The 22474-nt window shown below is 68.8% G+C and carries 24 protein-coding genes and 3 tRNA genes; 19 read left to right on the forward strand and 8 right to left on the reverse strand.

From position 1 onward, the window contains the following. Entirely contained in the window at positions 1 to 633 is a 633-nt protein-coding gene (locus AB0M73_RS24875) for a GNAT family N-acetyltransferase (protein ID WP_363894610.1), read from the forward strand. An 88-nt stretch (positions 634 to 721) separates the two neighbouring features. Here AB0M73_RS24875 and AB0M73_RS24880 read toward each other — a convergent pair whose 3' ends face one another. Continuing rightward, on the reverse strand, positions 722 to 1627 hold the full coding sequence (locus tag AB0M73_RS24880) for a neutral zinc metallopeptidase (protein ID WP_363894613.1): 906 nt from the start codon (positions 1625 to 1627) through the stop codon (positions 722 to 724). 482 nt (positions 1628 to 2109) lie between these two features. Next, positions 2110 to 3801, reverse strand: a complete 1692-nt coding sequence (locus AB0M73_RS24885; RefSeq protein WP_363894616.1) for a bifunctional metallophosphatase/5'-nucleotidase — start codon at positions 3799 to 3801, stop codon at positions 2110 to 2112. A gap of 154 nt (positions 3802 to 3955) precedes the next feature. Between AB0M73_RS24885 and AB0M73_RS24890 the strand changes: the two genes are divergently transcribed. From AB0M73_RS24890 to AB0M73_RS24925, 8 genes are all read left to right on the forward strand, one after another. Beyond that, a complete protein-coding gene (locus AB0M73_RS24890; protein WP_363894818.1) occupies positions 3956 to 4390 on the forward strand; it encodes a MarR family transcriptional regulator in 435 nt (144 codons plus the stop codon). Positions 4391 to 4411: 21 nt separating this feature from the next. Next, a tRNA-Ser gene (locus AB0M73_RS24895) sits at positions 4412 to 4496 on the forward strand. A 300-nt stretch (positions 4497 to 4796) separates the two neighbouring features. Further along, the gene (locus AB0M73_RS24900) at positions 4797 to 5147 is read left to right on the forward strand and encodes a hypothetical protein (RefSeq protein WP_363894619.1); all 351 of its coding nucleotides are present in this window, start codon (positions 4797 to 4799) and stop codon (positions 5145 to 5147) included. A gap of 70 nt (positions 5148 to 5217) precedes the next feature. After that, positions 5218 to 5580 carry a hypothetical protein gene (locus tag AB0M73_RS24905; RefSeq protein WP_363894622.1) on the forward strand — a complete coding sequence of 121 codons (363 nt, stop codon included), beginning with the start codon at positions 5218 to 5220 and terminating at the stop codon, positions 5578 to 5580. Beyond that, complete coding sequence (locus tag AB0M73_RS24910; RefSeq protein WP_363894625.1) at positions 5577 to 7163, forward strand: LPXTG cell wall anchor domain-containing protein; 1587 nt, start codon at positions 5577 to 5579, stop codon at positions 7161 to 7163. Before AB0M73_RS24905 ends, AB0M73_RS24910 begins: the two co-directional genes overlap by 4 nt. A 64-nt stretch (positions 7164 to 7227) precedes the next feature. Then, the gene (locus AB0M73_RS24915) at positions 7228 to 7788 is read left to right on the forward strand and encodes a hypothetical protein (protein WP_363894628.1); all 561 of its coding nucleotides are present in this window, start codon (positions 7228 to 7230) and stop codon (positions 7786 to 7788) included. Further along, the gene (locus AB0M73_RS24920) at positions 7785 to 8360 is read left to right on the forward strand and encodes a methyltransferase domain-containing protein (RefSeq protein WP_363894631.1); all 576 of its coding nucleotides are present in this window, start codon (positions 7785 to 7787) and stop codon (positions 8358 to 8360) included. Before AB0M73_RS24915 ends, AB0M73_RS24920 begins: the two co-directional genes overlap by 4 nt. Before the next feature lie 88 nt (positions 8361 to 8448). Next, complete coding sequence (locus AB0M73_RS24925) at positions 8449 to 9120, forward strand: dienelactone hydrolase family protein (protein WP_043720223.1); 672 nt, start codon at positions 8449 to 8451, stop codon at positions 9118 to 9120. Here the strand turns inward: AB0M73_RS24925 and AB0M73_RS24930 are convergent, their stop codons facing one another. Together AB0M73_RS24930 and AB0M73_RS24935 are read right to left on the reverse strand one after the other, a co-directional pair. Beyond that, the gene (locus tag AB0M73_RS24930) at positions 9121 to 9765 is read right to left on the reverse strand and encodes a CoA transferase subunit B (RefSeq protein WP_363894634.1); all 645 of its coding nucleotides are present in this window, start codon (positions 9763 to 9765) and stop codon (positions 9121 to 9123) included. After that, positions 9765 to 10517 carry a CoA transferase subunit A gene (locus AB0M73_RS24935; RefSeq protein WP_363894637.1) on the reverse strand — a complete coding sequence of 251 codons (753 nt, stop codon included), beginning with the start codon at positions 10515 to 10517 and terminating at the stop codon, positions 9765 to 9767. Before AB0M73_RS24935 ends, AB0M73_RS24930 begins: the two co-directional genes overlap by 1 nt. A gap of 192 nt (positions 10518 to 10709) precedes the next feature. Between AB0M73_RS24935 and AB0M73_RS24940 the strand changes: the two genes are divergently transcribed. From AB0M73_RS24940 to AB0M73_RS24950, 3 genes are all read left to right on the forward strand, one after another. Next, positions 10710 to 10798 (forward strand) — tRNA-Ser (locus AB0M73_RS24940). 35 nt (positions 10799 to 10833) lie between these two features. Then, positions 10834 to 10906 (forward strand) — tRNA-Arg (locus AB0M73_RS24945). 690 nt (positions 10907 to 11596) lie between these two features. Continuing rightward, positions 11597 to 12145, forward strand: a complete 549-nt coding sequence (locus tag AB0M73_RS24950) for a hypothetical protein (protein WP_363894639.1) — start codon at positions 11597 to 11599, stop codon at positions 12143 to 12145. On the opposite strand, the gene AB0M73_RS24955 is transcribed toward AB0M73_RS24950, so the two are convergent. Beyond that, positions 12142 to 12588 (reverse strand): Lrp/AsnC family transcriptional regulator, encoded by a 447-nt coding sequence (locus tag AB0M73_RS24955; protein WP_363894642.1) that lies wholly within the window; start codon positions 12586 to 12588, stop codon positions 12142 to 12144. The genes AB0M73_RS24950 and AB0M73_RS24955 overlap by 4 nt on opposite strands. Positions 12589 to 12681: 93 nt before the next feature. Here AB0M73_RS24955 and AB0M73_RS24960 point away from each other — a divergent pair, with 93 nt between their 5' ends. Next, positions 12682 to 13059: a rhodanese-like domain-containing protein gene (locus AB0M73_RS24960; protein ID WP_363894644.1), complete on the forward strand. Its 378-nt coding sequence runs from the start codon at positions 12682 to 12684 to the stop codon at positions 13057 to 13059. An 18-nt stretch (positions 13060 to 13077) separates the two neighbouring features. Further along, complete coding sequence (locus tag AB0M73_RS24965) at positions 13078 to 14571, forward strand: aromatic amino acid ammonia-lyase (protein ID WP_363894646.1); 1494 nt, start codon at positions 13078 to 13080, stop codon at positions 14569 to 14571. Here AB0M73_RS24965 and AB0M73_RS24970 read toward each other — a convergent pair. Further along, positions 14552 to 15238 (reverse strand): GntR family transcriptional regulator, encoded by a 687-nt coding sequence (locus AB0M73_RS24970; RefSeq protein ID WP_043720204.1) that lies wholly within the window; start codon positions 15236 to 15238, stop codon positions 14552 to 14554. The genes AB0M73_RS24965 and AB0M73_RS24970 overlap by 20 nt on opposite strands. Positions 15239 to 15416: 178 nt before the next feature. Between AB0M73_RS24970 and AB0M73_RS24975 the strand changes: the two genes are divergently transcribed. Genes AB0M73_RS24975 through AB0M73_RS24985 form a run of 3 tightly spaced genes read left to right on the forward strand, consistent with a single transcriptional unit; the run spans position 15417 to position 17786 of the window. Continuing rightward, on the forward strand, positions 15417 to 15722 hold the full coding sequence (locus AB0M73_RS24975) for a hypothetical protein (protein ID WP_043720202.1): 306 nt from the start codon (positions 15417 to 15419) through the stop codon (positions 15720 to 15722). 10 nt (positions 15723 to 15732) lie between these two features. Then, positions 15733 to 16875 (forward strand): FAD-binding oxidoreductase, encoded by a 1143-nt coding sequence (locus tag AB0M73_RS24980; RefSeq protein WP_363894650.1) that lies wholly within the window; start codon positions 15733 to 15735, stop codon positions 16873 to 16875. Next, entirely contained in the window at positions 16875 to 17786 is a 912-nt protein-coding gene (locus AB0M73_RS24985) for a LysR family transcriptional regulator (protein ID WP_363894653.1), read from the forward strand. Before AB0M73_RS24980 ends, AB0M73_RS24985 begins: the two co-directional genes overlap by 1 nt. A gap of 111 nt (positions 17787 to 17897) precedes the next feature. On the opposite strand, the gene coaA is transcribed toward AB0M73_RS24985, so the two are convergent. After that, on the reverse strand, positions 17898 to 18824 hold the full coding sequence (coaA, locus tag AB0M73_RS24990; protein WP_363894656.1) for a type I pantothenate kinase: 927 nt from the start codon (positions 18822 to 18824) through the stop codon (positions 17898 to 17900). A gap of 559 nt (positions 18825 to 19383) precedes the next feature. Between coaA and AB0M73_RS24995 the strand changes: the two genes are divergently transcribed. Together AB0M73_RS24995 and AB0M73_RS25000 are read left to right on the forward strand one after the other, a co-directional pair. Beyond that, entirely contained in the window at positions 19384 to 20745 is a 1362-nt protein-coding gene (locus AB0M73_RS24995) for a thioester domain-containing protein (RefSeq protein ID WP_363894659.1), read from the forward strand. A 109-nt stretch (positions 20746 to 20854) separates the two neighbouring features. Further along, positions 20855 to 21487 (forward strand): putative glycolipid-binding domain-containing protein, encoded by a 633-nt coding sequence (locus AB0M73_RS25000; RefSeq protein WP_363894662.1) that lies wholly within the window; start codon positions 20855 to 20857, stop codon positions 21485 to 21487. Here the strand turns inward: AB0M73_RS25000 and AB0M73_RS25005 are convergent, their stop codons facing one another. After that, positions 21488 to 22456, reverse strand: a complete 969-nt coding sequence (locus tag AB0M73_RS25005) for a prephenate dehydrogenase (protein ID WP_363894665.1) — start codon at positions 22454 to 22456, stop codon at positions 21488 to 21490. Positions 22457 to 22474: the final 18 nt, after the last annotated feature.

Raw genomic sequence — 22474 nt, forward strand, 5'->3', positions numbered from 1 at the left:
ATGGAGGCTTGGCCACTGCGGAACCTGGTGCTACGCACCCCTCGACTCGAACTGCGCCCCGACGACGACGCCGGCCTGCACGAGCTCATCGACGTCGCCCGCGCCGGCGTGCACGACCCCGAGTTCATGCCCTTCTCCGTGCCCTGGACCGACGTTCCCGCCGACCGCCTCGGCCTCGAGAACCTGCGCTACTACTGGTCCGAGCGCGCCAAACTGCGGCCTTCCGACTGGCACGTGCACTTCCTCATCCGCCTCGACGGCCGTGTCATCGGCGAGCAGGGCCTGATGGCCTCCGACTTCGCCGTCACCCGCGAGGTCTCCACCGGCTCGTGGCTCGGGCGTGCGTTCCAGGGCCACGGCTACGGCACCGAGATGCGCGCCGCAGTCCTGGCCTTCGCCTTCGACCACCTCGGGGCCGTTCAGGCCCGCACCTCCGCCTACACCGACAACGCCGCGTCCTTGAAGGTCAGCCGCTCCCTCGGCTACCTCGACGACGGCACCCTCCGCGACTCCCGCCGCGGCGCCCCCGCCGTCCAGCAGCGCCTCCTCCTCACCGCGGCCGACTTCCTCCGCCCCGCCTGGAAGCTCACCGTCGAAGGCGCAGAAGCCTGCCTCCCCCTGCTCATCGCCTGACACCCCGGCGAGTCCCGCTCAGCGTCACACCGAACTGCGTGAATTTGTTTCAGGCATTCGGTGTGTCTGTCGGCGGGACTCGCGGGGTTCAGCCCAGGTTGTCGGTGTTGAAGGTGTCGCAGGAGGCCGGGTTGCCGCTCTGGTAGCCGGTGGTGAACCAGTGCTGCCGCTGCGCCGAGGTGCCGTGGGTGAACGAGCCGGAGTTGACCTGACCGTTGCCCAGGTTCTTCTGGATGAAGTCGTCGCCGATGCGGGAGGCGGTGTCCAGCGCGTTGGTGATGTCCTGCTGCGACACATTGCTGATCAGCGGCTTGCCGTTGGCGCCGGGGGTGCTGGTGGCGTGGTTGGCCCACACGCCGGCGTAGCAGTCGGCCTGCAGCTCCAGCCGCACCGAGCCGGAGGTGGCGCCGCTGCCCTTGCCGATGTTCTTCGACGTGCCGAGCAGGTTCTGCACGTGGTGTCCGTACTCGTGGGCGAGCACGTAACCCTCGACGAACGGACCGCCGGTGGCGCCGAACCGGGTCTGCAGCTCCTTGAAGAAGCTCAGGTCGATGTACACGTGCTGATCGGCCGGGCAGTAGAAGGGCCCCATGCCGGTGGTGCCGGTGCCACAACCGGTCTGCTGCCGGCTGGTGAAGAAGATGGTGGTGGCCTTGCGGTACGTCTTGCTCGACCGCGCGAACTGGTCCTGCCAGTAGGCCTGGATCGAGTTCACGAGCGCGACGTCGCGGCAATCCTGGCTGGCGTTGGCCTGCGCGCCGGTCTTGCACTGGTTGATCTGGTTGTTGTTGGGCTGCCCGGTCAGCTGGTTGGACCCGCCGCCGCCGGCGAAGTGGCTGATCACGAGCCACAGGACGAGGCCGACGATGCCGAGGCCGCCGCCGCCCAGCGCCAGGCCGCCCAGCGGGAAGCCCCCGCCCCCGCCGCCGCCACCCGAGCCCCGGTAGTCCTGGACCTGCGAGGTGTCCAGCTCCGCGTCGTCGTTGAACTGCACGGTAAGTCCTCCCGGTCCGGATCGACGACGTCCACCATAGGCGGACCCCGGACATGCCTGGGTGCGGTGCCCCCGAAGGCCACCGCACCCAGGTCCTACCGGAAAAGTGACGGTCGCGGTCGTCGCGAGGTTGGCGTGGAACCTCACCAGGTGCGCCGTGAAACGCATCCGATGTGGGGCTCAACATCGTCGACGTGCGCGAACGAAGGACCAACGCCCCTCGGCGCTGCGCACCCGAGACCTAGCTCGTGCTGCTCACAGTCGCGACCGGACAGGCACCGACCAACCCGGCCGCAAGGGTGCAGCCGACTCGTCGACCGTCACAGCGAAGCTCTTCCGCCATGCAACCACCTGGTCCCTTCCCGGTAGTCCACGAAACCTGTTCCCGCTGGTCCATCCGTGTTCCGAGCTTGCTCCTACGTGACCTTGATCACAACCCCCCTGCGGTACCTGAATCGGTTGATTGTGCTGGTCACACAGGGTCAGGACGTTCGCGTGATCCGGTCGGAGGCCGGCGGCGCCAGGTTCTGGTGCGCCGTCAGGTACGCCGTGAACGCGTCCAGGTCGATCGCGCCGCCGACGATGCCGGCGCCCTGCTTCAACACCGTGAAGCCGTCGCCGCCGCCGGTGAGGAAGTTGTTCGCGGTCACCTTGTAGCTGCCGTCCGGGGTCACCGGCTGGCCGTCAACGGTGATCGACGTGATCCGCGAGCCGACCGCGGCCGACGCCGACCACGTGTAGTGCAGGCTCGACGAGATCTGCAGCATCTTGGTCTGCACCGAGCCGTCCGGCTGCGGCTGCCACTGCTGCTCAAGCACGGCCTTCAGCTGCGCACCCGTCAGCGTCTCCGTCTGCAGGATGTTCGCGAACGGCTGCACCGTGAACGCGTTGGCATACGTCACGGTCCCGTCGGCCACGCCCGCCGTCGAGGACTTGAAGTTCAGGTCCGCTCGGATGCCGCCCGGGTTCATCAGCGCCACCTGCGCGCCGGCCGACTTCGTCGACTCCAGCTGCGCGTCGCCGATCACGTCGCCGAGCGGCGACTCACCCGAAGCCTGTTGTGCCGCAACAATGTCCGAGGTGATCGCGCCGACGGCCTTGTTGGCGATCGGCGCCGCCTGCGTCACGGCCTTCGACACCAACGCCTGCACGGTCGGGTCCGGCGTCACGTCGCGCGTGACGACCTCGTTGTGCGCCACCGTCTTGCCGCGGATCGCGTCCTTGGTGCGCGGGTCGATCTTCAGGTCCACGACCGAGAGCAGCCGGCCGAACGAGGCGCCCTGGATCAACGGCCGCGGGTTGCCGGCCGGGTCCGGCACCGAGCAGTTGTACTGCTGGTGGCTGTGGCCCGAGAAGATCACGTCCACCTTGGCCGAGGCCGCCTTGGCGATCGCCAGCGCCGGGCCGGGGCTCGTCCGGCAGTCGTCCGGGCCGCCGCCCTCGGTGTTGTCACCCTGGTGCAGCAGCACGGCAATCGTCTTCACGCCCAGCCGGTCCAGCAGGTCGGCCGACCGGTTGATCGCCTGCACCTCGTCGCCGAACTTCAGGCCCTTGATCGCGTCCGCCGACGTCACGCTGGGCAGGTCCTTCAGCGGCACACCGATCACACCCACCGGCACGCCACCGCTGAAGTCCACAGTGAACGGCAGCAACGCCGGCAGGCCGTTGTCGAACGTCATGTTCGCCGCCAGGTAGGGGAACTTCGCGCCCTTGAACGGCTTGTCGAACAGGCAGCCGTCCGACGCGCAGCCGCCGAACTGCTTGCGCAGCAACTCCTGGTAGCCCTTGTCCAGCTCGTGATTGCCGATCGCCGACGCGTTCACGCCGATGTCGTTCATGAAGTCGATCGTCGGCTCGTCATGGAACAGCGCCGAGGCGAGCGGGGACGCCCCGACATTGTCGCCGGCCGAGAACACCAGGGTGTTCTTCGTCCGCAGCTGCTGCACATGCGTCGCCATGTACGCCGCGCCACCCGCCACCACCGAGGTGCCGTCCGACAGCGTCACCTTGCCCGACGAGCCGGCCGGCGGCTCCAGATTGCCGTGGAAGTCGTTGAACGCGATCAGGCGCACGTCGATCGGGGCCTGCGCCGCCTGCGCCGGGACACCGGTCAGCGTCAGCGTCGCCGCGGCGGTGACCGCCAGCGCGCCGAGCCGTCTAGCCAAAACGATCATGTGGATCCTTCCGGACTGCGCCCGACTCCCCGTTCGAGCGTTCGGCGCAGGAGTGTGCCCCGTGACCCGCGACAACGCCAGGGGCGGCGACTGAACGGGACGTGACGGTTAGCCTTGACGGGTGAGCGAACCCCAGTGGCTCGACGCCGGCGAGATGGCCGCCTGGCGCGCCTACCGCGTCTCCAGCATCCTGCTGGAAGGCCAGCTGCACCGCGAGCTCGTAGACGCCCACGACATCACCCTCGCCGACTACGAAGTCCTCGTCCGCCTCGCCGAACGCCCCGACCAGCGCATGCGCATGAGCGCGCTCGCCTCCGAGGTCGCCTCCTCCAAAAGCCGCGTCTCCCACCAGATCGCCCGTATGGAACGCGCCGGCCTCGTCGAACGCGACAACTGCACCAGCGACGGCCGCGGCGTCTACGCCGTCCTCACCGACACCGGCATGGCCAAACTCCGCGAGGCCGCCCCCACCCACGTCGACGGCGTCCGCCGCCACATGATCAACCTCACCACCGAGACCCAGCAGGCCACCATCGCCAAGGTCTTCGAACGCGTCGGCGCCATGCTGGCCGAGACTCCCGACGACTGACCGGCTACCCTCACACCCCAGGGAAGCGTGGCAGAGCGGCCGAATGCATCCGCCTTGAAAGCGGAAGACGGGCAACCGTCCGGGGGTTCAAATCCCTCCGCTTCCGCGCATGGGTGACCTGTGCTCGCGCCTGGCGGCGCTTCGCCTGGGCGCTCCAGGTGTCTTGTGAGGCTCGCGCCCCACACCCCCAGCCGGGAGGGGCTTCGCCCCCTGGCCCCCTTCGGGTTCGGCTGCGCCATCGCCCCAGGCTCGGCTTCAACGCCGGCATCTGGCTGGTGGCGGGGTTTGCTTCGCTGGTAACGCGTGTCGCGTCTCGGGCGATAGCTGAGCAGGTTTGCGTGCTCCTTTCGCGAGTTTGACGAATGGTCAACTTGGCCGCGCTTTGTGTTGTGAAGGTGGAAGAAACATGGCCTGGTTTGGTTCGGTGGGCAATCAGGATCTCGAACGTTACTACCCTGTATCGCCGACCGACGCCTTCGCCGCCTTGGTGGAGGTCGTTGGTGAGCGGTTCAATCTCAAGGAGTCGGACGACTTCACGATGACGGTGCACTTCAGCAAGGGCGCCAGCGCCTTCACGTGGGGTGAGAATTTCACCGCACAGGTTGTGCCGGCCGAAGCGGGTGTCAACGTCAAGGTCGCCAAGGTCGGCAAGGTCGGCGGCCAAATTCAGCAGGCCGCCCGTATCAGAAAACTGGTTGACCAGATGTTTGTCGAGTTGACCGCGCGGTTGCGGCAGAGGCATAGCGGCAAGGCGTAGGACCGAGGCTGCCTGGCAGGGGCGGAAAAACCCCTGGAGCGTTGTCAGGTGTGCTTGTACCGTGCGCCGAGTGGGGGCTATGGGGTTTTTCGGGGACGTTGTGGAGTTCGGGGTGCTGGGCGTCGACCACGGGGTGACGGCGGACGGCGTGGCGAGGGTGCTGGGGGAGCACTACGCGGACGTGGGGAAAGAGACGCTGCGGCAAGACTTGGGGCTGGTGGAGTTCTACTACCAGCGGTGCGCAGGCAGGCACTTCACGGTGCAGGTGCATCGGCTGAAGCGCGGCAGGGCGCGCAACCGAAGGCGCACGGTCGGGGACGCGATCATGGCGCGGTACGGCAGGAAGTACCGCAAGGCGCTCACGTTTGATGCGCTGAAGGCGGAGTTGGACCGGCGGAAGGTGCCGCTGTCGAGGTCGGGGTTCAGCTCTTGAGGCATACCCGGCTGCGCCGGATCGTGGTCGGATCCGGCGCCGTGCCCATCGCGCTCACGACCGCGTTCGGCGGCGTCGCCGTGGCGGACGAAACACCGGCCAACGGCGCTCAAAGCGGCCAGCACGTTGACCAACCCGCCTCGACTTTCGCCGTGTCGGCGAAGTTCGACAAGGCCGCCTATCACGTCAGCGACGAGATCAGCGGGTCGATCTCGGCGACGAACAACGGCACGGCCACGATCCACGTGCACTTCTCGGCAACGCCGGACAACCTGTCGTTGACGCGCATCGGGTGGTCGGACATCTGGACCGGCACCCCGGGCATCGACATCACGCCCGGCCAGACGATCACTCGTGGCTTTGCCGGCACGGTCGAGGACTCGGCCAAGCCGGTGAAGATCACCGCGGATCTGATGGGTAATCCGGCGATTCCCAACCTGGTGACGGACCAGGACACCGCCACGGCGGCCATCGTCGTCGGCAAGGGCGACATCGACGGCACGCTGTACTACGACAAGAACGGCAACGGCTCGTTCGACCAGGGCGAGGGCCTGCCGGACGTGAAGGTGACGATCAGCGGCGGCGCGCCCAGCCACACCCTGCCGCCGGTGAAGACCGATCAGGACGGCAGGTTCAAGGTCACCGACGTCCCGTCCGGCACCTATTCGGCGTCCTACGAGGGATTGGGCGACCTCGTCCCGCAGTCCGCCGACTGGCGCGTGGACCAAGGCACAGCGAAGGTCGTCAGCGAGGCCAGGTACAAGGTCTCCGACACGCTCACCGCGTCCACGAAGTTCACGGCCGACACGTACAAGGTCGGCGACACCGCGCATGTCACTGTGACCATGAAGAACAGCGGAGACCGCGCGCTGGCCGGCATCACGGTGATGTGCGGCATCGGTGACCCGCATGAGCTGAAGGGGCGCTCGGATGGCTGGGGCGATCTTCAGCAGAGCGGTCGTGGTGTGGCTGTGCCCGCGCACGGGACGACCACGCTCGACGTGACCGAAGCGGTGCCCGACGGGGCGCGTTCTTACGGCTACGTCCGCGTCCGCTGCGACTTCGGTCAGTTCAACGCCGGCTTCTACGACGGTGCGGAGCGGGCGCCCGTCGACCGTGTTCACGTGCCGGGGGCGATCTCCAACGTGCTCGGTGGGCTGGACAACGTCACGACCAAGATCGTGCCTGCGGGCGTGAAGCTGTACCTGGTCGACGAAATCTCCGCCAAGCCGGTGGCCAACACCGTCACCGACTCGAAGGGCGGCTTCTCGTTCAAGGGCTTGCCGTCCGGCCTCTACCGGACCGTCCTCGTCGGACCATGGAAGCTGGTCGCGGGGCAGTCGCCGGTATGGGACTTCACCGAGGGCGACCTCACCGGCCGCGACATCGGCGTCGAGCCTGGGCCGAACCAGCTCGACCCGTACGCCCCGACGACCGCCCCGACCACGCCGGCGCCGCAGGCCTTGCGGGTGCTGGCCAACACCGGTGCGGCCGACGTGCAGGCGCTGACCGGCGCCGCGATCTTGGCGGTGGTGCTCGGCGTGGGCCTGGTGCTGCTGTCGCGACGCCGTCGGACCAGCTGAAACCAGGGCAACGCCAGGGTCCGACCCTGATGCTTCGAGCCTGCGCCCGGCGCAGGCTCGAAGCATGGTCAAGGTACGGGACATCGCGTTTGTCGCCGCGCCGGTGCTGCTGGGCGGCTACGGCGTGGTGCGGCTGTTGAGCGGGCACGGCCCCGGCATCGGCTGGACCGCGGGACATCTGCTGTTCCTGGCCGGCCTGGTGCTGTTCGTGCCCGTGCTCCTCAAGCTCGGCGACCGGCCGGGCGCGGCGCCGGTGATCGCGGCGATCGGGCTGCTGGGCCTCGCCGCGTCGGCGGCCCAGGTCGTGATCGACGTCGTCGTGGGCCTGCTCGCGAGCGACCGCGCCGGGATGAACATCCTGTACCACCAGGTGCAGTCCGTGCCGGGCCTGCTGCCCGGCGTCTACGTGATCGGGCCGGCGCTGTTCTACCTCTGCCTGATCGGGCTCGGCGTTGTCAACTGGCGCGTCCTGGGCTGGTGGAGTCCGGTCCTGCTGGCCGTGGGCACCGGATTGACGCTCGTCAGCCTCGATCTGATTCCGCTGGCCGCCGTTTGCTTCCTGTTCGCGATCGGTCCGTACGGTGTGCGCCGCAACGACCGACGACTGACTGGGGCCACGCAGTGAGTGACGCCAAGCTCTTCTTCCAGGAGTTCCTCCGCTCGCCGCTCACCACCGCGTCGGCGATCCCCAGCTCCAAGGCGTTGTCCGACCAGATGGTCGCGCCGATTCCCGAGCATGGCGAGCCGGTCGTCGTGGAACTCGGGCCAGGCACCGGCGCCTTCACCGAGGTGATCCAGTCCCGGCTGGACGGTCGCGGGCGGCACCTGGCCGTGGAACTCAACCCGCGGCTGGCCGACGTGCTGGCCAAACGCTTTCCCGACGTCGAGGTCATCGTCGCCGACGCCGAGCGGTTGCCGGAACTGTTGGCAGAACGGGGAGTCTTCGCCGACGTGGTGGTCAGCGGACTGCCGTGGGCCGCATATCGAGGCCGGCTCACCGAAGCCGTCGCGGCGGCCATGCACCCGGCCGGCGTCTTCACGCAGTTCACCTACACCTGGACGCGGTGGGCCGGGCCGTCCAAGCGCCAGCTCGCCGGATTTCGGCGCTGCTTCGAGGAAGTCGTGCTGACCCGGACGATCTGGGGCAATGCGCCGCCCGCGCTCGTGCACGTGATGCGACGGCCGCGGCCGGTTTGAACCCGTTCACAACGGGTAGGCAACGGTGGAGTGTGCCTGGGGCCGGTCACGTTGACTGGAGTTCACCCCGGCGTGGTTGGGTGGCGAGATGACGGAAACCAGGACCGAAAACCTGCCGTTGACCGACGGCCGCGAGCTGCGCGTGACAGCCGCGGAACCGGAGGGTGCAGCGCGGGGCGGTCTGGTGCTGCTTCACGAGGCCCGCGGGGTCACCGACACGGTCCGGCTGCTGGCCGGATCACTGGCGGCCGAGGGCTGGCTCGTGGTGGCGCCGCACCTCTACCCGGACGCCGAGTCGGACGACGGCCAGGTTCCGCAGCTGCCGGTCGAATCCGTGCTCGCGGACATCGACGTGGCCTGCGTGTGGCTCGCCGAGCGGGGCATCACCCCCGACCGGACCGGTGTCATCGGCTTCGATCTCGGTGGCGCCGCCGCCCTGATCGTGGCGACCAGGCGCGCCATCGGCGCGGCGGTCAGCGTGTCCGCCCGCGGCGTCATCACGCCGCTGTCGGACGGATTGCCCTCGCTCGTCGAGGTCGCGCACGAACTGAGCTGCCCCTGGCTCGGCCTCTACGGCGAGCAGGACGAGCAGGTCAGCGCCGAGGAGGTCGACAAGCTGCGCGACGCCGCGGCCTCGGCCGACGTGGCGACCGACGTGGTCCGGGTCGCCCAGGCCAACCACCGCTTCGACACCGACCCGAAGGCCAGTGCCGAAGCGTGGCAGCGCACTCTCAACTGGTTCGACTCACACCTGCGGTGATCAGGCGACCCCGGCGGCCACCGAGATCTCCGGCTCGGTGGCCGTTCGGACGTCGTCCACCGACACGCCCGGCGCCAGCTCGACCAGCCGCAGTCCGTCCGGCGTGACGTCGAGCACCGCCAGATCCGTGATGATCCGCTGCACCACACCGCGGCCGGTGAACGGCAGCGAGCACTCCTTGAGGATCTTCGGCGAGCCGTCCTTGGCGGTGTGCTCCATGATCACGATCACCCGCCGGGCCCCGTGCACCAGGTCCATCGCCCCGCCCATGCCCTTGATCAGCTTGCCCGGGATCGCCCAGTTCGCGAGGTCACCCGAGGCCGACACCTGCATCGCGCCCAGGATCGCCGTGTCGATGTGGCCGCCGCGGATCATGCCGAACGACAGCGCCGAGTCGAAGAAGGCGGCGCCCGGCAGCGTCGTCACCGTCTCCTTGCCCGCGTTGATCAGATCCGGATCCACCGCGTCGTCCGTCGGGTACGGGCCGGTGCCCAGAATGCCGTTCTCGCTGTGCAGCACCACCGTCACGCCCTCGGGCAGGTAGTTCGGCACCAGTGTGGGCAGGCCGATGCCCAGGTTCACGTACTGGCCGTCCTCGAGCTCCCGCGCGGCCCGGGCGGCGATTTCCTGCCTGCTCCACCCCATCACTGGGCCTCCCTCACGGTACGGCGCTCGATCCGCTTCTCGTTGTCCGTCACCAGCACCACGCGCTGCACGAAAATGCCCGGCAGGTGCACGTGCTCCGGATCCAGCTCGCCCGGCTCCACCAGCTCCTCCACCTCGGCCACCGTGACCTTGCCGGCCATCGCGCACAGCGGGTTGAAGTTCATCGCAGACTTGTCGAAGACCAGATTCCCGTGCCGATCGCCCTTCGCCGCCCGAACCAGCGCGAAGTCAGTGTTGATCGCCTCTTCCAGCACGTAGTCCCGCCCGCCGAACGCGCGCGTCTCCTTCGGCGGCGACGCCACCGCCACCCCGCCGTCCGCGCTGTACCGCCAGGGCAGGCCGCCCTCCGCGATCTGCGTGCCGCCGCCCGCCGGCGTGAAGAACGCCGGGATGCCGCAGCCGCCCGCCCGCAGCCGCTCCGCCAGCGTGCCCTGCGGAACCAGCTCCACCTCCAGCTCCCCCGACAGGTACTGGCGGGCGAATTCCTTGTTCTCACCCACGTACGAGGAGGTCATCCGCGATATCCGGCGGTCGTGGAGCAGGACGCCGAGGCCCCAGTCGTCCACGCCGCAGTTGTTGGACACGACCTTCAGATCATCGACCCGGAGGGCGTGTACCGCCCTGATCAGATCGCTGGGAATCCCACACAACCCGAATCCGCCGACGGCGAGGGTCGCCCCCGCCGGCAGATCACTGACCGCGTCAGCCGCGGACGGCCGAACCTTGTCCATTGTCACTCCCCGCCACGCCGATGTGGACCCGTTCACGCTAGTGACCGCGCGCCACGGGCGTCCACCTCCGACCGGACGTGGCCCGCGCCACACCCCTCAGGCCGTCCGTGCAGGTCACACCCCCTCTGACCCCCCGTTTTGGTGCCTGCGCCCCGAGTGTGTAGTCTTATCGACGGTAGCCGAGGGCTCCGGGGAGGCTTCGCCTAGTCTGGTCTATGGCGCCGCACTGCTAATGCGGTTTGGGTTCACCCCCATCCCGGGTTCAAATCCCGGAGCCTCCGCAACATCCTGGCCTGCTAGGATGACAACTGAACAAGCGCCCGTAGCTCAACGGATAGAGCATCTGACTACGGATCAGAAGGTTAGGGGTTCGAATCCCTTCGGGCGCACGCGCAAGAGTGGGAGAGGCCTGTCGGCGGAAAACGCCGATAGGCCTCTTGCTTTGTGTTTTGTGGGCTCTCGCCCCACACCCCAAGCCAGGGCGGGCTTCGCCCCCCTGGACCCCCCTTCGGGCTCGCTGCGCATCGCCCCTGGGCTCGGCTGCGCCATCGCCCTCGGATCGGTGGGCTCGCTCCGCATCGTCGAGGCTCGGGTACGAGGAAGGTTGAGCTTCTTGGTGGTCTGCTCAGCGGACGACGGCCACCGGTGGCAACCCACCATCGAGAGCGGATCCGGCCGGCGTGTTCGACGTAGGTTGCGGCTGTCATGCCGTGGCTGCGCTCTTTGGCGACGGACTTTTCGATGCGGGACGCAATCGCGGACCAGGCTGGTCCAAAGCGTCCTGGGCGCGCGATCCTGCTCGTCCAGAACATCTCGGCACCGCTGAGCAAGTAATGCCACGCCTCGACGGTCTCGCCAGCAACTCACGGCCAAGTCGGCCGCTGCAGTGCGAACCAACGTGTTGGGACGATGTTGGACCCGGAGCACTCACGGTCGCTCGCACCGTCGACCTGACGATCGGTGAGCACGACGGCGTAGACCGATTGTCGGACATGAAGGTTGCGGTTCGGGCAAAAAGCTAACGGAACGCGGCGAATGGCGGACTTGTTCAGGGGACAGCGAGTCTGGAGGGCCGCGAAGTGGACGAGAACGAAGGCGTCGGGGCGAGCGAACCTGGGCAGGAGTACGACGTTGTTGCGACGGCACCGAAGCGTCGGCGATGGGTGGGACCGTTCGTGGGCGGCATCGCGGTCGGTGCGCTGCTGCTGAGCGTGGTGTGGGGGCTGAGTCAGCCGAAGGGACCAGGGCCCGGGGCGTTGTTTCAGGCGGCGGCCGGAACCGGAGGGACGACCAGCAGCGCGGCGGCGACGTTCACAATGCTCGGGACGTTCAAGCTGTACGGGACCTCGACCGGCACCAGCAGTATGTGCCATGGCAGCGGTGGATACAGCGACATCGCAGACGGAGCAGCGGTGACAGTGTATGACGCGGCCGGGAAGGTCACCGCAGTCGGGGCGATAACGCAGCCCTCGAGTCTTGGTGTGCTGGGATGCACATTCTCCATCGTTGTTCCTAATGTCCCGAACGGCGAGAAGTTCTATCAGATCGAAATCAGCCATCGGGGCAAGGTGACGGTGACGGCCGACGACGCCAAGGCCGGCCGGGTGTCGCTGACGCTGGGAAATTAAGGCGCGAACGGCCGGCGGGGCAGTGGACTGGAATAGACGATGGTGGTGGTTACGGGGCCGAGGGTGCTGATGCGGCCGGTGACCTCCTCCAGGTGGCGCATGGAGCGGGCGAGGACCTTGAGGACGAAGCAGTCCTCGCCGGTGACGTGATGGGCCTCGACGACCTCGGGGGTGGAGTCGACGAGGGCGTGGAAGGGCCGATAGTTGTTGGTGGGATAGCGAAGGCGGACGAAGGCCATGATCGACAGGCCCAGGCGGTCGGGGTCGAGGACGGCGGAGTAGCCGGTGATGACGCCGGACTCCTCGAGGCGGCGGACGCGCTCGGTGACGGCGCTGGGGGACATGGAGACGGCGCGGGCGAGCTCCGCGTAGGAGGCGCGGCCATCGGCCTGGAGCGCCTCCAGGATGCGCCAGTCGGTGGAGTCGAGGGAATCCGTGGTCACGAAGCGAGAGTTCCATGGAAAAGCCGGCAGGATGGCCGGAAGGCCGTGGATCATGGGTTCAGCGAAGGGCGGCCTGGAAATAGCGTCGGTGGCATGAACTTCTTCGAGATGCGGCTGGCCTTCCAGACGGACGTGAGCGACGTGCAGAAGGCGCTGAGCAGTGGGGAGCCGGGGTTCGTGCTGGTCGACACCCGGAGCGCGCAGGCGTGGGGGCGAGGGCGGATCCCGGGGGCGGTGCGGCTGGAAGACGCGGACCTGCGGCCGGAGGTCCCGGTGGTGACGTACTGCTGGGGGCCGGGCTGCAACGGGGCGACGAAGGCGGCGGCGAAGCTGGCCGCCGAGGGGTTCCAGGTGCGGGAGATGATCGGCGGCATCGAGTACTGGATCAGGGAGGGCTTTCCGGTGCGCACGGACGCGGGTGAGGAGCTGGGGAAACCCGATCCGCTCACGGCACTGGACTGCGGTTGTTGAGGAGTTAACCTTCGGAACGTGGCAGTTGTGCTCGACGGCAAGTCGTTGACGTGTGCGGAGGTGATCGCGGTCGCCGTCCGCGGCGAACCGGTGAGCATCGACCCGACAGCACGGGAGTGGGTGAAACGGGCGGCGGACCTGGCGCAGGAGGTCACGGGACGCCGGCCGGTCTACGGCCGCACCACGGGCGTGGGCGCCAACCGCATGGTGAGCGTGGAGGAGCAGGAGGTCGCGGCGTTCGGCCGCCGCCTGCTCCGCAGCCACGCGGGCGGCACGGGTCCGCTGATCCCGGAGACGGAGGCGCGGGCGATGATGATCGTCCGCGCCAACCAGATCCTCGCCGGTCACTCCGGGGTGTCGGAGCATGTGCTGGACGCGGTGGTGCTGGCCCTCAACGCGCGCTGCTATCCACAGGTGCACTCGATCGGCGCGATCGGCACGGGCGACCTGACGGCGCTGGCGGAGCTGGCGTTGACGCTGCTGGGCGAACAGCCCTGGATGGGCCCGCACCCGTTGCCCCCGATCGACTTCGCGACGTCGGACGCGCTGGCGTTCCTGTCCAGCAATGCCCTGACGATCGGCCAGGCGGTGCTCGCCTCGGGCCAGCTGTCGGCGCTGCTGGACCAGACGTGCACGACGGCGGCGCTCTCGCTGCTCGCGGTGGACGGCTCGGTGGAGCCGTTCGCCGAGGTCGTGCACCAGTCGAGGCCGCACCACGGCAGCCAGCTGGTGGCGCGGCGCATCCGTGACCTGCTGGGCGAGATCACGCACACGCCGGCGCGCGTGCAGGATCCGTTCGGCCTGCGGTGTTTCCCGCAGGTCCACGGGGAGGCGGCCGACGGCCTGCTGGCGCTGGAGCAGGTGCTCACCGTGGAGATCAACGCCGGCGCGGAGAACCCGCTGGTGTCGGTGCTCGACGGCGACGTCTTCCACCACGGCGGATTCCACAGCATCACGCTCAGCCTGGCCTTGGACAAGGCGCGGCTGTCGGCCCTCCAGACGGCGCAGCTGTCGGTGAGCCGGCTGGCGATGCTGTGCGAACCGAACTACACGGGCCTGCGTCCGTTCGCGGCGGACGAAGCCAGCGGCAGCTCGGGCCTGATGGTCATCGAGTACACGGCGGCGGCCTCGCTGGCCAGCTTCCGCTCGATGGCGATGCCCGCGGTGCTCGGCCACGCCACGCTGTCCCGGGGCGTCGAGGAGCACGCCAGCTTCTCGGCCCAGTCGGCGCGGATGACCGGAGAAGTGGTGCCGCACTTCGTGATCGTGCTGGCATGTGAGCTGATCGCGAGCGCGCGCGTGCTGCGGATGCGGCAGATGCACCCGAACAACAGCGTCGAGCTGCGTGCCGCGTTCGACAACGCGGTGGCCGTGCTGCCGACGGAGACCGTGGACCGGCCGCTGACCGTGGACCTGATGACGGCCAGCGCCCTGCTCACCGGCGAGCACCTGGAGATGCCGGATCAGCTCCGGCGCGTCACGGACAAGCGCGTCAAAGATAAGCCTGCCTGAGCTGCCGCTCGGCGTCGTCCAGGTACTCGGCGAGCATCTGTTCGGCCCGCTCCCGGCCCTCCTCGGCCAGCGCCACCAGGATCTCCCGGTTGCGCTTGATATACGGCTCGTGGAACCGCTGCGGGTCGCCCATCACGTGGAAGACCAGCCGGAGCTCGGCGAGGATGCCGCGCATCATGTCGACGACCCGTGGGCTGCCGGCGAGCTCGCACAGCGCCTGGTGGAACCGCAGGTTGTGGGTGCCGACCGCGGCCCAGTCGGACTGCTCGGCCGCCGCGACGGCCTCGTCCACGACCAGGTGCACACGCCGGATGTCCTCGGCGGTCACCTCGGCGTAGCGCAGCGCGCCGCACTCGACGACCTTGCGCAGCCGGTACAGGTCGGTGACGTCGTCCTGGGTCAGGGTGCGCACGAACACGCCGCGGTTCAGCTCGTGCACCAGCAGCCGCTCGTGGGTGAGCAGCCGGAACGCCTCGCGCAGCGTGTTGCGGGAGACGCCGAGCGCGGCGCCGATCGCCTCCTCGGACAGGCGGGTGCCCGGCGGCAGGTCACCCACGGTGATCCTGGTGCGCAGCACGTCGGCGACGCGTTCCGCGGTGCTGACGCGGTCCAGCTGGAGGCGGTCGGCGGCGAGCAGCTCCACCGGTCCGCCGGTCGGATCGGCCACGAGACCCCTTTCGGCGATAACCGTTGAACAATATATTTTCACCGATTCGAGCGTCCAAGCTCCACCCCAGCGTGTGACGCCCTCGGTGCCACAGTGGGACCGGCCGGGCGAGCAGGACATGGGCGGCAGCGGGGGATGGGCGCCCCGCCTGCCGCCCATGGCAACTACGGTTGGGCTCGTGAAGGAGCAACGCGCCGCGCACCTGTTCGCGCTGCTGATGCTCGTGGTGACGGTCGGGCCGGTGGTGTCGATCTGGCTGTCGGTGATCGCGGCGACCGCGCTGTTCCTGCCGCAGGTGCCGACCAGCTTCACCGGCGGCGGGCTGCGCTCGATCGTCGTGCTGGTGGTGGCGTCGCTGGCCGTGTCGCAGATCCTGGTGCCGGTGCTCCGGTGGGTGCCCGGTCGGCCGTACCCCCGTATCGGCGCTGCGCTGTGTGCGCTAATCGGGTTGTTTGCCGGCGTGCTGGCGGTGATCCTGGCTTAGCGTGAATCACATGACCGAGCGAGCCGAAGTGGTCGTCGTCGGTGGTGGTGTGATGGGGCTGTCGACCGCCTTCCACCTCGCCGAGGCCGGGGTCGACGTGCTGCTGGTGGAACGGGACGAACTCGGCTCCGGCAGCACCTGCCGGGCAGCCGGCGGTGTGCGGGCCCAGTTCTCCGATCCGGCCAACATCGAGCTGGCCCGGCGCTCGCTCACGGCGTTCGAACGATTCCGCGAGCGGCCCGGCGCGGAGATCGACCTGCGCCAGCACGGCTACCTGTTCCTGCTCGACGACGAGTCCGACGTGGCCGCCTTCGAGGCCGGCGTCCGGCTCCAGAACGAGCTGGGTGTGCCGAGCCGGATGCTGACCGTCGGGCAGGCGATCGAACTGTCGCCGCTGGTCGTCGGGGACGGGCTGCTAGCGGCGGCGTTCTCGCCGACGGACGGTCACTGCACACCCGAGGCCGTGGTCCAGGGCTACGCCCGTGGCGCCCGGCGGCTCGGCGCTCGGATCCGGCAGCACTGCACGGTCAACGGGATCGAGGTGGTGGACGGCATGATCACCGGCGTCCGGACGACAGAGGGACTTGTCGACACGTCAACAGTGGTCGTGACGGCCGGCGCGTGGTCGGCGACCGTCGGCGAGATGGCCGGAGTGCCGCTGCCGGTCGTGCCGTTGCGGCGGCAGATCATCGTGACGACCGAAATGCCCGACCTACCACCGGATCTGCCGATGACCATCGACTTCGGCACGTCGTTCTACTTCCATCCCGAGGGGCCGGGGCTGCTGGTCGGGATGTCCGATCCGGACCAGGAACCGGGTTTCCATCTCAGTACCGACGACGAATGGCTGCCGGGGCTGGCTGAGGCCGTGCAGCGGCGCGCGCCGTCGCTGGCCGATGTCGGCATCGCGCACCGGTGGGCCGGGCTGTACGAGATGAGCCCCGACCACAACGCCCTGATCGGCGAATCCCGTGACGTCAGCCGGCTGTTGTACGCGACCGGCTTTTCGGGGCACGGCTTCCTTCAGGGGCCGGCCGTCGGCGAGGTGCTGCGGGACCTCGTGCTCGGCGTGCCGCCCGTGGTCGACGTGGACGGGCTGTCCGCCGACCGGTTCGCCAGCAGTTCGGATCGTCCCGAACTGAACTGCGTCTGATGCTGAACCCCATCCATCTGCGCACCCTGACCGAGGCGGTCCGCACCGGCTCGTTCGCCGAGACCGCGCGCCTGCTCGGCTACACGACTTCCGCCGTCTCACAGCAGATCGCCATGTTGGAACGGGCCGTCGGCGCCCAGCTGTTCGAGCGCTCCGCGCGTAGCGTCCGTCCCACCGCCATCGCCGAGCGGATGGCCCTGTTGAGCCGGGACGCGCTCGCCGCACTGTCCGAACTGGAGCGTGAGGTGCGGGCCCTCACCCGCGGTGACGCCGGCACCTTGCGGCTGGCCAGCTTCGCCACCGCCAACGCGCGGATCATGGCCTCGACCCTGGCCGCCATCGTCGAACGCCGCCCCGGCGCCGACGTCCTGCTGGACGAGGGCGAGCCCGACGAGGTCCTCGCCGGCGTGCTGGACGGCGACCGTGACGTCGCCGTCGTCTTCGGCTACGACCTCGACCCCCGGACGTGGCCCCGGGAGCTCGTCGCCACCCCGCTGCTGTCCGAGCCGCTCGTTCTCGTCACCGCTCCCGGCCACCGCTTGGCCACGCGCGGCGACGTGTCCCTTGTGGAGGTCGCCGACGAGCGCTGGATCTGCACCCGCAGCGACACCGCCGGCTCCAAGTCCTTGGAACGCCTCTGCGCCGCCGCCGGCTTCGTCCCGCGCATCACCTTGCGCAGCAACGACTATGGCGTCGTCTGCTCCCTCGTCCGCCGCGGCCTCGGCGTCGCCGTCGTGCCCCGCCTGGCCCTCGGCATCGACACCGGCCTCGGCGTCCTGCGCATCGCCGACTCCGACGTCTTCCGCCGCATCCTCGCCCTGCACCGCCCCAGCAACACCAACCCGCTGCTCCCCATCGTCCTGGACGCCCTGCGGCTCCAGTGTCAAGCCATCGCCCAGCGCTGGGCCTGAGTTGTCCACAGGTCTCGAGTTGTCCACATCTGGATCTTCGCCCGCCCCGAGGGCAGCGCCGGGCCGGTAGGCTGGCAGCGGGGACGCCCCCCGGGTTTGGGTGGGGGCTGGTCAGAGCTTCTTCATCCGCACACGGCTGATGGAGTGGTCGGCTTCCTTGCGCAGCACCAGGGTCGCCCGGCCCCGGGTGGGCCGGATGTTGTTGACCAGGTTGGGCTCGTTGATCTCCTGCCAGATCTGCGTCGCCCGGGCCACGGCCTGCTCGTCGGTCAGCGAGGCGTAGCGGTGGAAGTACGAGGCGGGGTTGGCGAAGGCGGTGTCGCGCAGCTTGAGGAAGCGGCTGACGTACCACTGCTGGATGCAGTCGGTGCGGGCGTCGACGTAGAGGGAGAAGTCGAACAGGTCGGACACGGCGAGGCGGGTGCCGGGCTGAAGCACGTTGAGGCCCTCGACGATGAGGATGTCGGGCTTGCGCACCAGTTGCCGGGTTCCGGGCACGATGTCGTAGCTGAGGTGGGAGTAGACGGGCGCCTCGACCTCGGGCGCGCCGGCCTTGACGTCGGCGACGAAGCGCACAAGGGCCCGGCGGTCGTAGCTCTCGGGGAAACCCTTGCGTGTCATCAGGCCCCGCCGCTCCAGCTCGGCGTTGGGCAGCAGGAAGCCGTCGGTGGTGATGAGGTCGACCCGAGGATGGTCGCTCCACCGGGCCAGCAGGGCCTGGAGAATGCGGGCGGTGGTGGACTTGCCGACGGCGACGCTGCCGGCGACGCCGATGATGAAAGGCACCTTTTCGGACGGTTCGCCCAGGAATGTCGTGGTGGCGGCGTGCAGCCGCTGGCGGGCGGCGACCTGAAGGTTGATCAGCCGTGACAGCGGCAGGTAGATGTCGGCGACCTCGTCGAGCGACACTCGGTCGCCGAGACCCTGCAGGCGATGCAGCTCGTCCGAGGTGAGGCTCATCGGCGTGGCCGCGCGCAGCTCACGCCAGTGCTCGCGCCCCAGCTCCACGTACGGGGTCAGATCGCGCGCTCGCGTCACGTCCACAGTGTCCCCGCCGGTCCCGGTTTCGTTCACCCCCACGACACGTGATGTTGACGACGCTGAGCAGGTGACCGTTTGACACGAACGGGCTAGTCGGGGAGATCAAGTTATCTCCGTTGGATAACGATCTTATCGCGAGATGTCTGCTGTTTCATGACCGTGTAATCGTTTGCGTCGATGTGACCAGCGGAAACGCCGACCTGTGGATAACTTGAGCGATCCGCGATTCACGGCCTCGGTCGACGATTTTGGTGACGCAGGGTGATAACCGAGTTGAACTCGGCTAGTCGATCTTCGTGTCGTGTCACGGTCCTCTGACGTTTCCGCAGGTCAAGCCTTGTGTGTTGACCGGTGCGCGATAGGGGTCACTCAATCGAGTAGCGTGGCGCCGCGTTCCATACCGGACTTTCACCGAGCGCGGCGCAAACCGCCCGTTCGGACTATGTGTCACGAGCTTGGATGCGTCCTTTTGGGTGAGTGGACGCTCGGAACGTGACATTGCAGGGCAGGTCAGTGGTCGGGGACCCGCGCTAGCAGGCAGTCAAAGAGGAGAGTCATGGCAAACCGGTTCCACCCGGGTCGCATCGCCGCCGCTGTGCTCGGCGCCTCGATCGCGCTCATGTCGGCCGCGCCGCTGGCATTCGCTGCGGACAGCGCCGCCCCGCACGACGGCACGTCGTCCGTCACCGCCACGCCGATCGACCCCAACCCGGGTCCGCATGGCGTCAGGGTCCTGCTGAAGGGCGGCGACCTCAAGGAGCCGTCGGTGGAGGGCACCACGCTGATCGCGCTCAAGATCGACGGTGTCAAGGACCCGGTCCTGACCTACTGCATCGGCCTCACGCTGCACCTCAACCACGACAAGATGCACGAGGTCGACTGGGACAAGTACCCGAACCCGAGCGTGCTGTTCGACAAGAACAAGTCGCAGATCAACTGGGTGCTGCACAACTCGTTCCCGACCGTGAAGCTGGCCGACCTGGCCAAGGCCGCGGGCATCCCGGACCTGACCGTGGAAGAGGCGGTCGGCGCGACCCAGTCCGCCGTCTGGCACTTCAGCGACGGCGTCGACCTGGTGGGCGCCAAGAACTCCGACGGGAAGCCGTACTCCGACAAGACTGTCAAGGACGTGGACAAGCTTTACCACTTCCTCACTGACAAGAACCCCGGCCTCGAGCAGCCCAAGCCGACGCTGAACATCGCATCGGCCGATGCCAAGCAGAACGGCAACCTGGTCGGGCCGTTCGTCATCAAGAGCACCGCGACCGGCGACCTGAAGCTGGACACCAGCAAGTTCCCCAAGGGCGTCACGCTGACCGACGCCAAGGGCAACCCGGTCACCTCGGTCAAGGACGGCGACAGCGTCTTCGTCAAGGTCGCTGACGGCACTCCGGCCGGCAACACCACGTTCAGCATCTCCGCCGAGGCCACGCTCGACCTCGGCCGCATCTTCGTCGGTGTCAACGACAACCCCGACAAGTGCAAGGACGGCAGCAAGGACCAGAAGTACTGCACCCAGCCGCTGATCGTCGCGCAGGCCAGCAAGGTGACCGTCTCGGCCGAAGCGCCGGCCTCATGGACCACTCCCACGACGCCGACCACCACGACCACGACGACCACCACGACCACGAAGCCGACGACCACGACGACCACCACGCAGCCGTGTGTGCCGTCCACGTCGACGTCGCCGACGACCACGACGACCACCACGACGAGCAACGGTGGCACCACGAGCCCCACCACCACCTCGATGCCGCCGTCGTGCACCACGCCGACCCCGACCACCACGGCCGACACCAACCAGCTCGCCTACACCGGAGCCTCGGTCATCGGCCCGGTGATCGCCGCGATCGTGCTGATCGGCGCGGGCATCGGCGCGCTGTTCTTCGTGCGTCGCCGTAAGGCCAACCACAGCTGACACCAGCTGGTTCGCTGAGCCATGTGGGGCCTCCCGTGCGAACGGGAGGCCCCACTGTCGTTTCGGTTAGGTACGCTCCGTTGTCGACCCTGACCTCGAAAGGTGGACTGTGAACGTCCCCAACGCGACTGAGCCCGCACAGTCCGACAGCACCCCCCGTGCCGGTCGCCGGCCGGTGATGGTGACGTGGGAGGGCCTGACCGGCCCCCGCCTCGAGTCGGCCCGGCTGGTGCTGTCGGAGAACCGGATCAAAGGCAGCGGGCGGGTCGTCGCCGCCGCCATCGAGGGCAACGAAGCCTACAACGCCTCCTTCGAGCTCTCCGTCGGTGAGGACGGCGTGGTGAGCCGGCTGCTGCTGCGCAGCACCACCGCCGAGGAAGAGCGCACCATGTCGCTCAGCCGCACCGAGGACGGCATGTGGATCATCGACCGCGGCCGCGGCGCCGAGCGCCGTGACTTTGAGGGCGCGCTCGACGTCAACCTGCAGAGCAGCGTCCTGTTCAACGCGCTGCCGGTGCGCCGCCTCGGCCTGCACCGCGAGGCCGGCGAGCACGAGCTGCCGGTCGTCTGGGTGTCACTGCCGGACCTGTCGGTCAGCCTCGTCCACGAGCGCTACCGCACCGTCTCCGTGGACGACAGCGGCAGCGTCGTCGCGTTCGACCGTGGCGACGCCTCGGTCGAGCTCACCGTCGACTCCAACGGCCTCGTGGTCGAGTACCCCGATCTCGCCCGTCGGGTCTGATCAGAGCATCTGGACGATGGCCACGGTGCCGTCGAGGGCGGTCAGTCGGCCGCCCTTGTTGCCGAGGTCGCGCAGGTTGGTGAGGGCGTCCCGAGCCTCCAGGTCGACCTTGACGGCGTGACGGGCGCCGGAGCGGTGCTGTTCGAGCTCCCGGCGAGCCAGGTGGCCGGCGTTGACGGTGGCGGCGAGGCCGCCCGTGGAGGCGAGGGAGCCGCGGGCGGCGCCGAGGCGGCCGAGGGCGTCGTCGACGGCGTCGAGGAGGGCGGCCCGGTTGCCCTCACACATGGCCTGCACGAGCTCGGGACGGCTGCCGGCGACCCGCGTGCCATCGCCGAAGGCGCCGGCGGCCAGCGCTAGCGACAGCGGCCCTCCGGAGGCGCCGACGCTGGCGAGCACAGCGGCCAGCAGATGCGGCAGGTGGGAGATGCGGGCGACGGCGTCGTCATGGGCGGACGCCGACGCCGGCACGACGTGGGCGCCGCAGGCCAGGGCGAGCTGCACGACCTCGAGCCACACCTCCTGGTCGCTGTCGTCCTCCGTCGTGACGACCCAGGCGGCATCCCGGAACAGCTCGGCCGAGCCGGCTGTCCACCCCGACCGCGACGTGCCGGCCATGGGATGCCCGCCGACGTACCGCGCGTAAGGGTTGATCTTGCGCACGGCCTCCGACACCGCCCCCTTGACGCTGATGACGTCGGTGAGCCGACATCCGGGCGCGTAGGCGGAGACCGACCGCAGCACGTCGGCCAGCGCGGTCAGCGGCACGGCGAGCACGATGAGGGCGTCTTCCTCATCGGCTCGGCGCAGCGCGTCGTCGACGCTGTCCTCGACTGTGAAGCCGGCCGCGCGCGCGGCATCGGCGTCCGTGGTGGACGCGGTGGCACCCCAGGTCGCCCGGCCGGCAGCGCTGGCGGCGCGCATGACGGACCCGCCGATCAGTCCCAACCCGATCACACAAACAGGCAGCACGTGTCCCATCCTGCCGCC

The sequence above is a fragment of the Kutzneria sp. NPDC051319 genome (assembly GCF_040682195.1).
Lineage (GTDB): Bacteria > Actinomycetota > Actinomycetes > Mycobacteriales > Pseudonocardiaceae > Kutzneria.

Bases quoted from the DNA above. Each gene is read 5' to 3' on its own strand.
- AB0M73_RS24930 (WP_363894634.1), bottom strand. From the start codon at position 9,765: ATGGGGTGGAGCAGGCAGGAAATCGCCGCCCGGGCCGCGCGGGAGCTC.
- AB0M73_RS24900 (WP_363894619.1), top strand. From the start codon at position 4,797: ATGGCCTGGTTTGGTTCGGTGGGCAATCAGGATCTCGAACGTTACTAC.
- AB0M73_RS24985 (WP_363894653.1), top strand. From the start codon at position 16,875: ATGCTGAACCCCATCCATCTGCGCACCCTGACCGAGGCGGTCCGCACC.
- AB0M73_RS24890 (WP_363894818.1), top strand. From the start codon at position 3,956: ATGGCCGCCTGGCGCGCCTACCGCGTCTCCAGCATCCTGCTGGAAGGC.
- AB0M73_RS24995 (WP_363894659.1), top strand. From the start codon at position 19,384: ATGGCAAACCGGTTCCACCCGGGTCGCATCGCCGCCGCTGTGCTCGGC.
- AB0M73_RS24980 (WP_363894650.1), top strand. From the start codon at position 15,733: ATGACCGAGCGAGCCGAAGTGGTCGTCGTCGGTGGTGGTGTGATGGGG.
- AB0M73_RS24960 (WP_363894644.1), top strand. From the start codon at position 12,682: ATGAACTTCTTCGAGATGCGGCTGGCCTTCCAGACGGACGTGAGCGAC.
- AB0M73_RS24885 (WP_363894616.1), bottom strand. From the start codon at position 3,801: ATGATCGTTTTGGCTAGACGGCTCGGCGCGCTGGCGGTCACCGCCGCG.
- AB0M73_RS24925 (WP_043720223.1), top strand. From the start codon at position 8,449: ATGACGGAAACCAGGACCGAAAACCTGCCGTTGACCGACGGCCGCGAG.
- AB0M73_RS24915 (WP_363894628.1), top strand. From the start codon at position 7,228: ATGGTCAAGGTACGGGACATCGCGTTTGTCGCCGCGCCGGTGCTGCTG.
- AB0M73_RS24935 (WP_363894637.1), bottom strand. From the start codon at position 10,517: ATGGACAAGGTTCGGCCGTCCGCGGCTGACGCGGTCAGTGATCTGCCG.
- AB0M73_RS24875 (WP_363894610.1), top strand. From the start codon at position 1: ATGGAGGCTTGGCCACTGCGGAACCTGGTGCTACGCACCCCTCGACTC.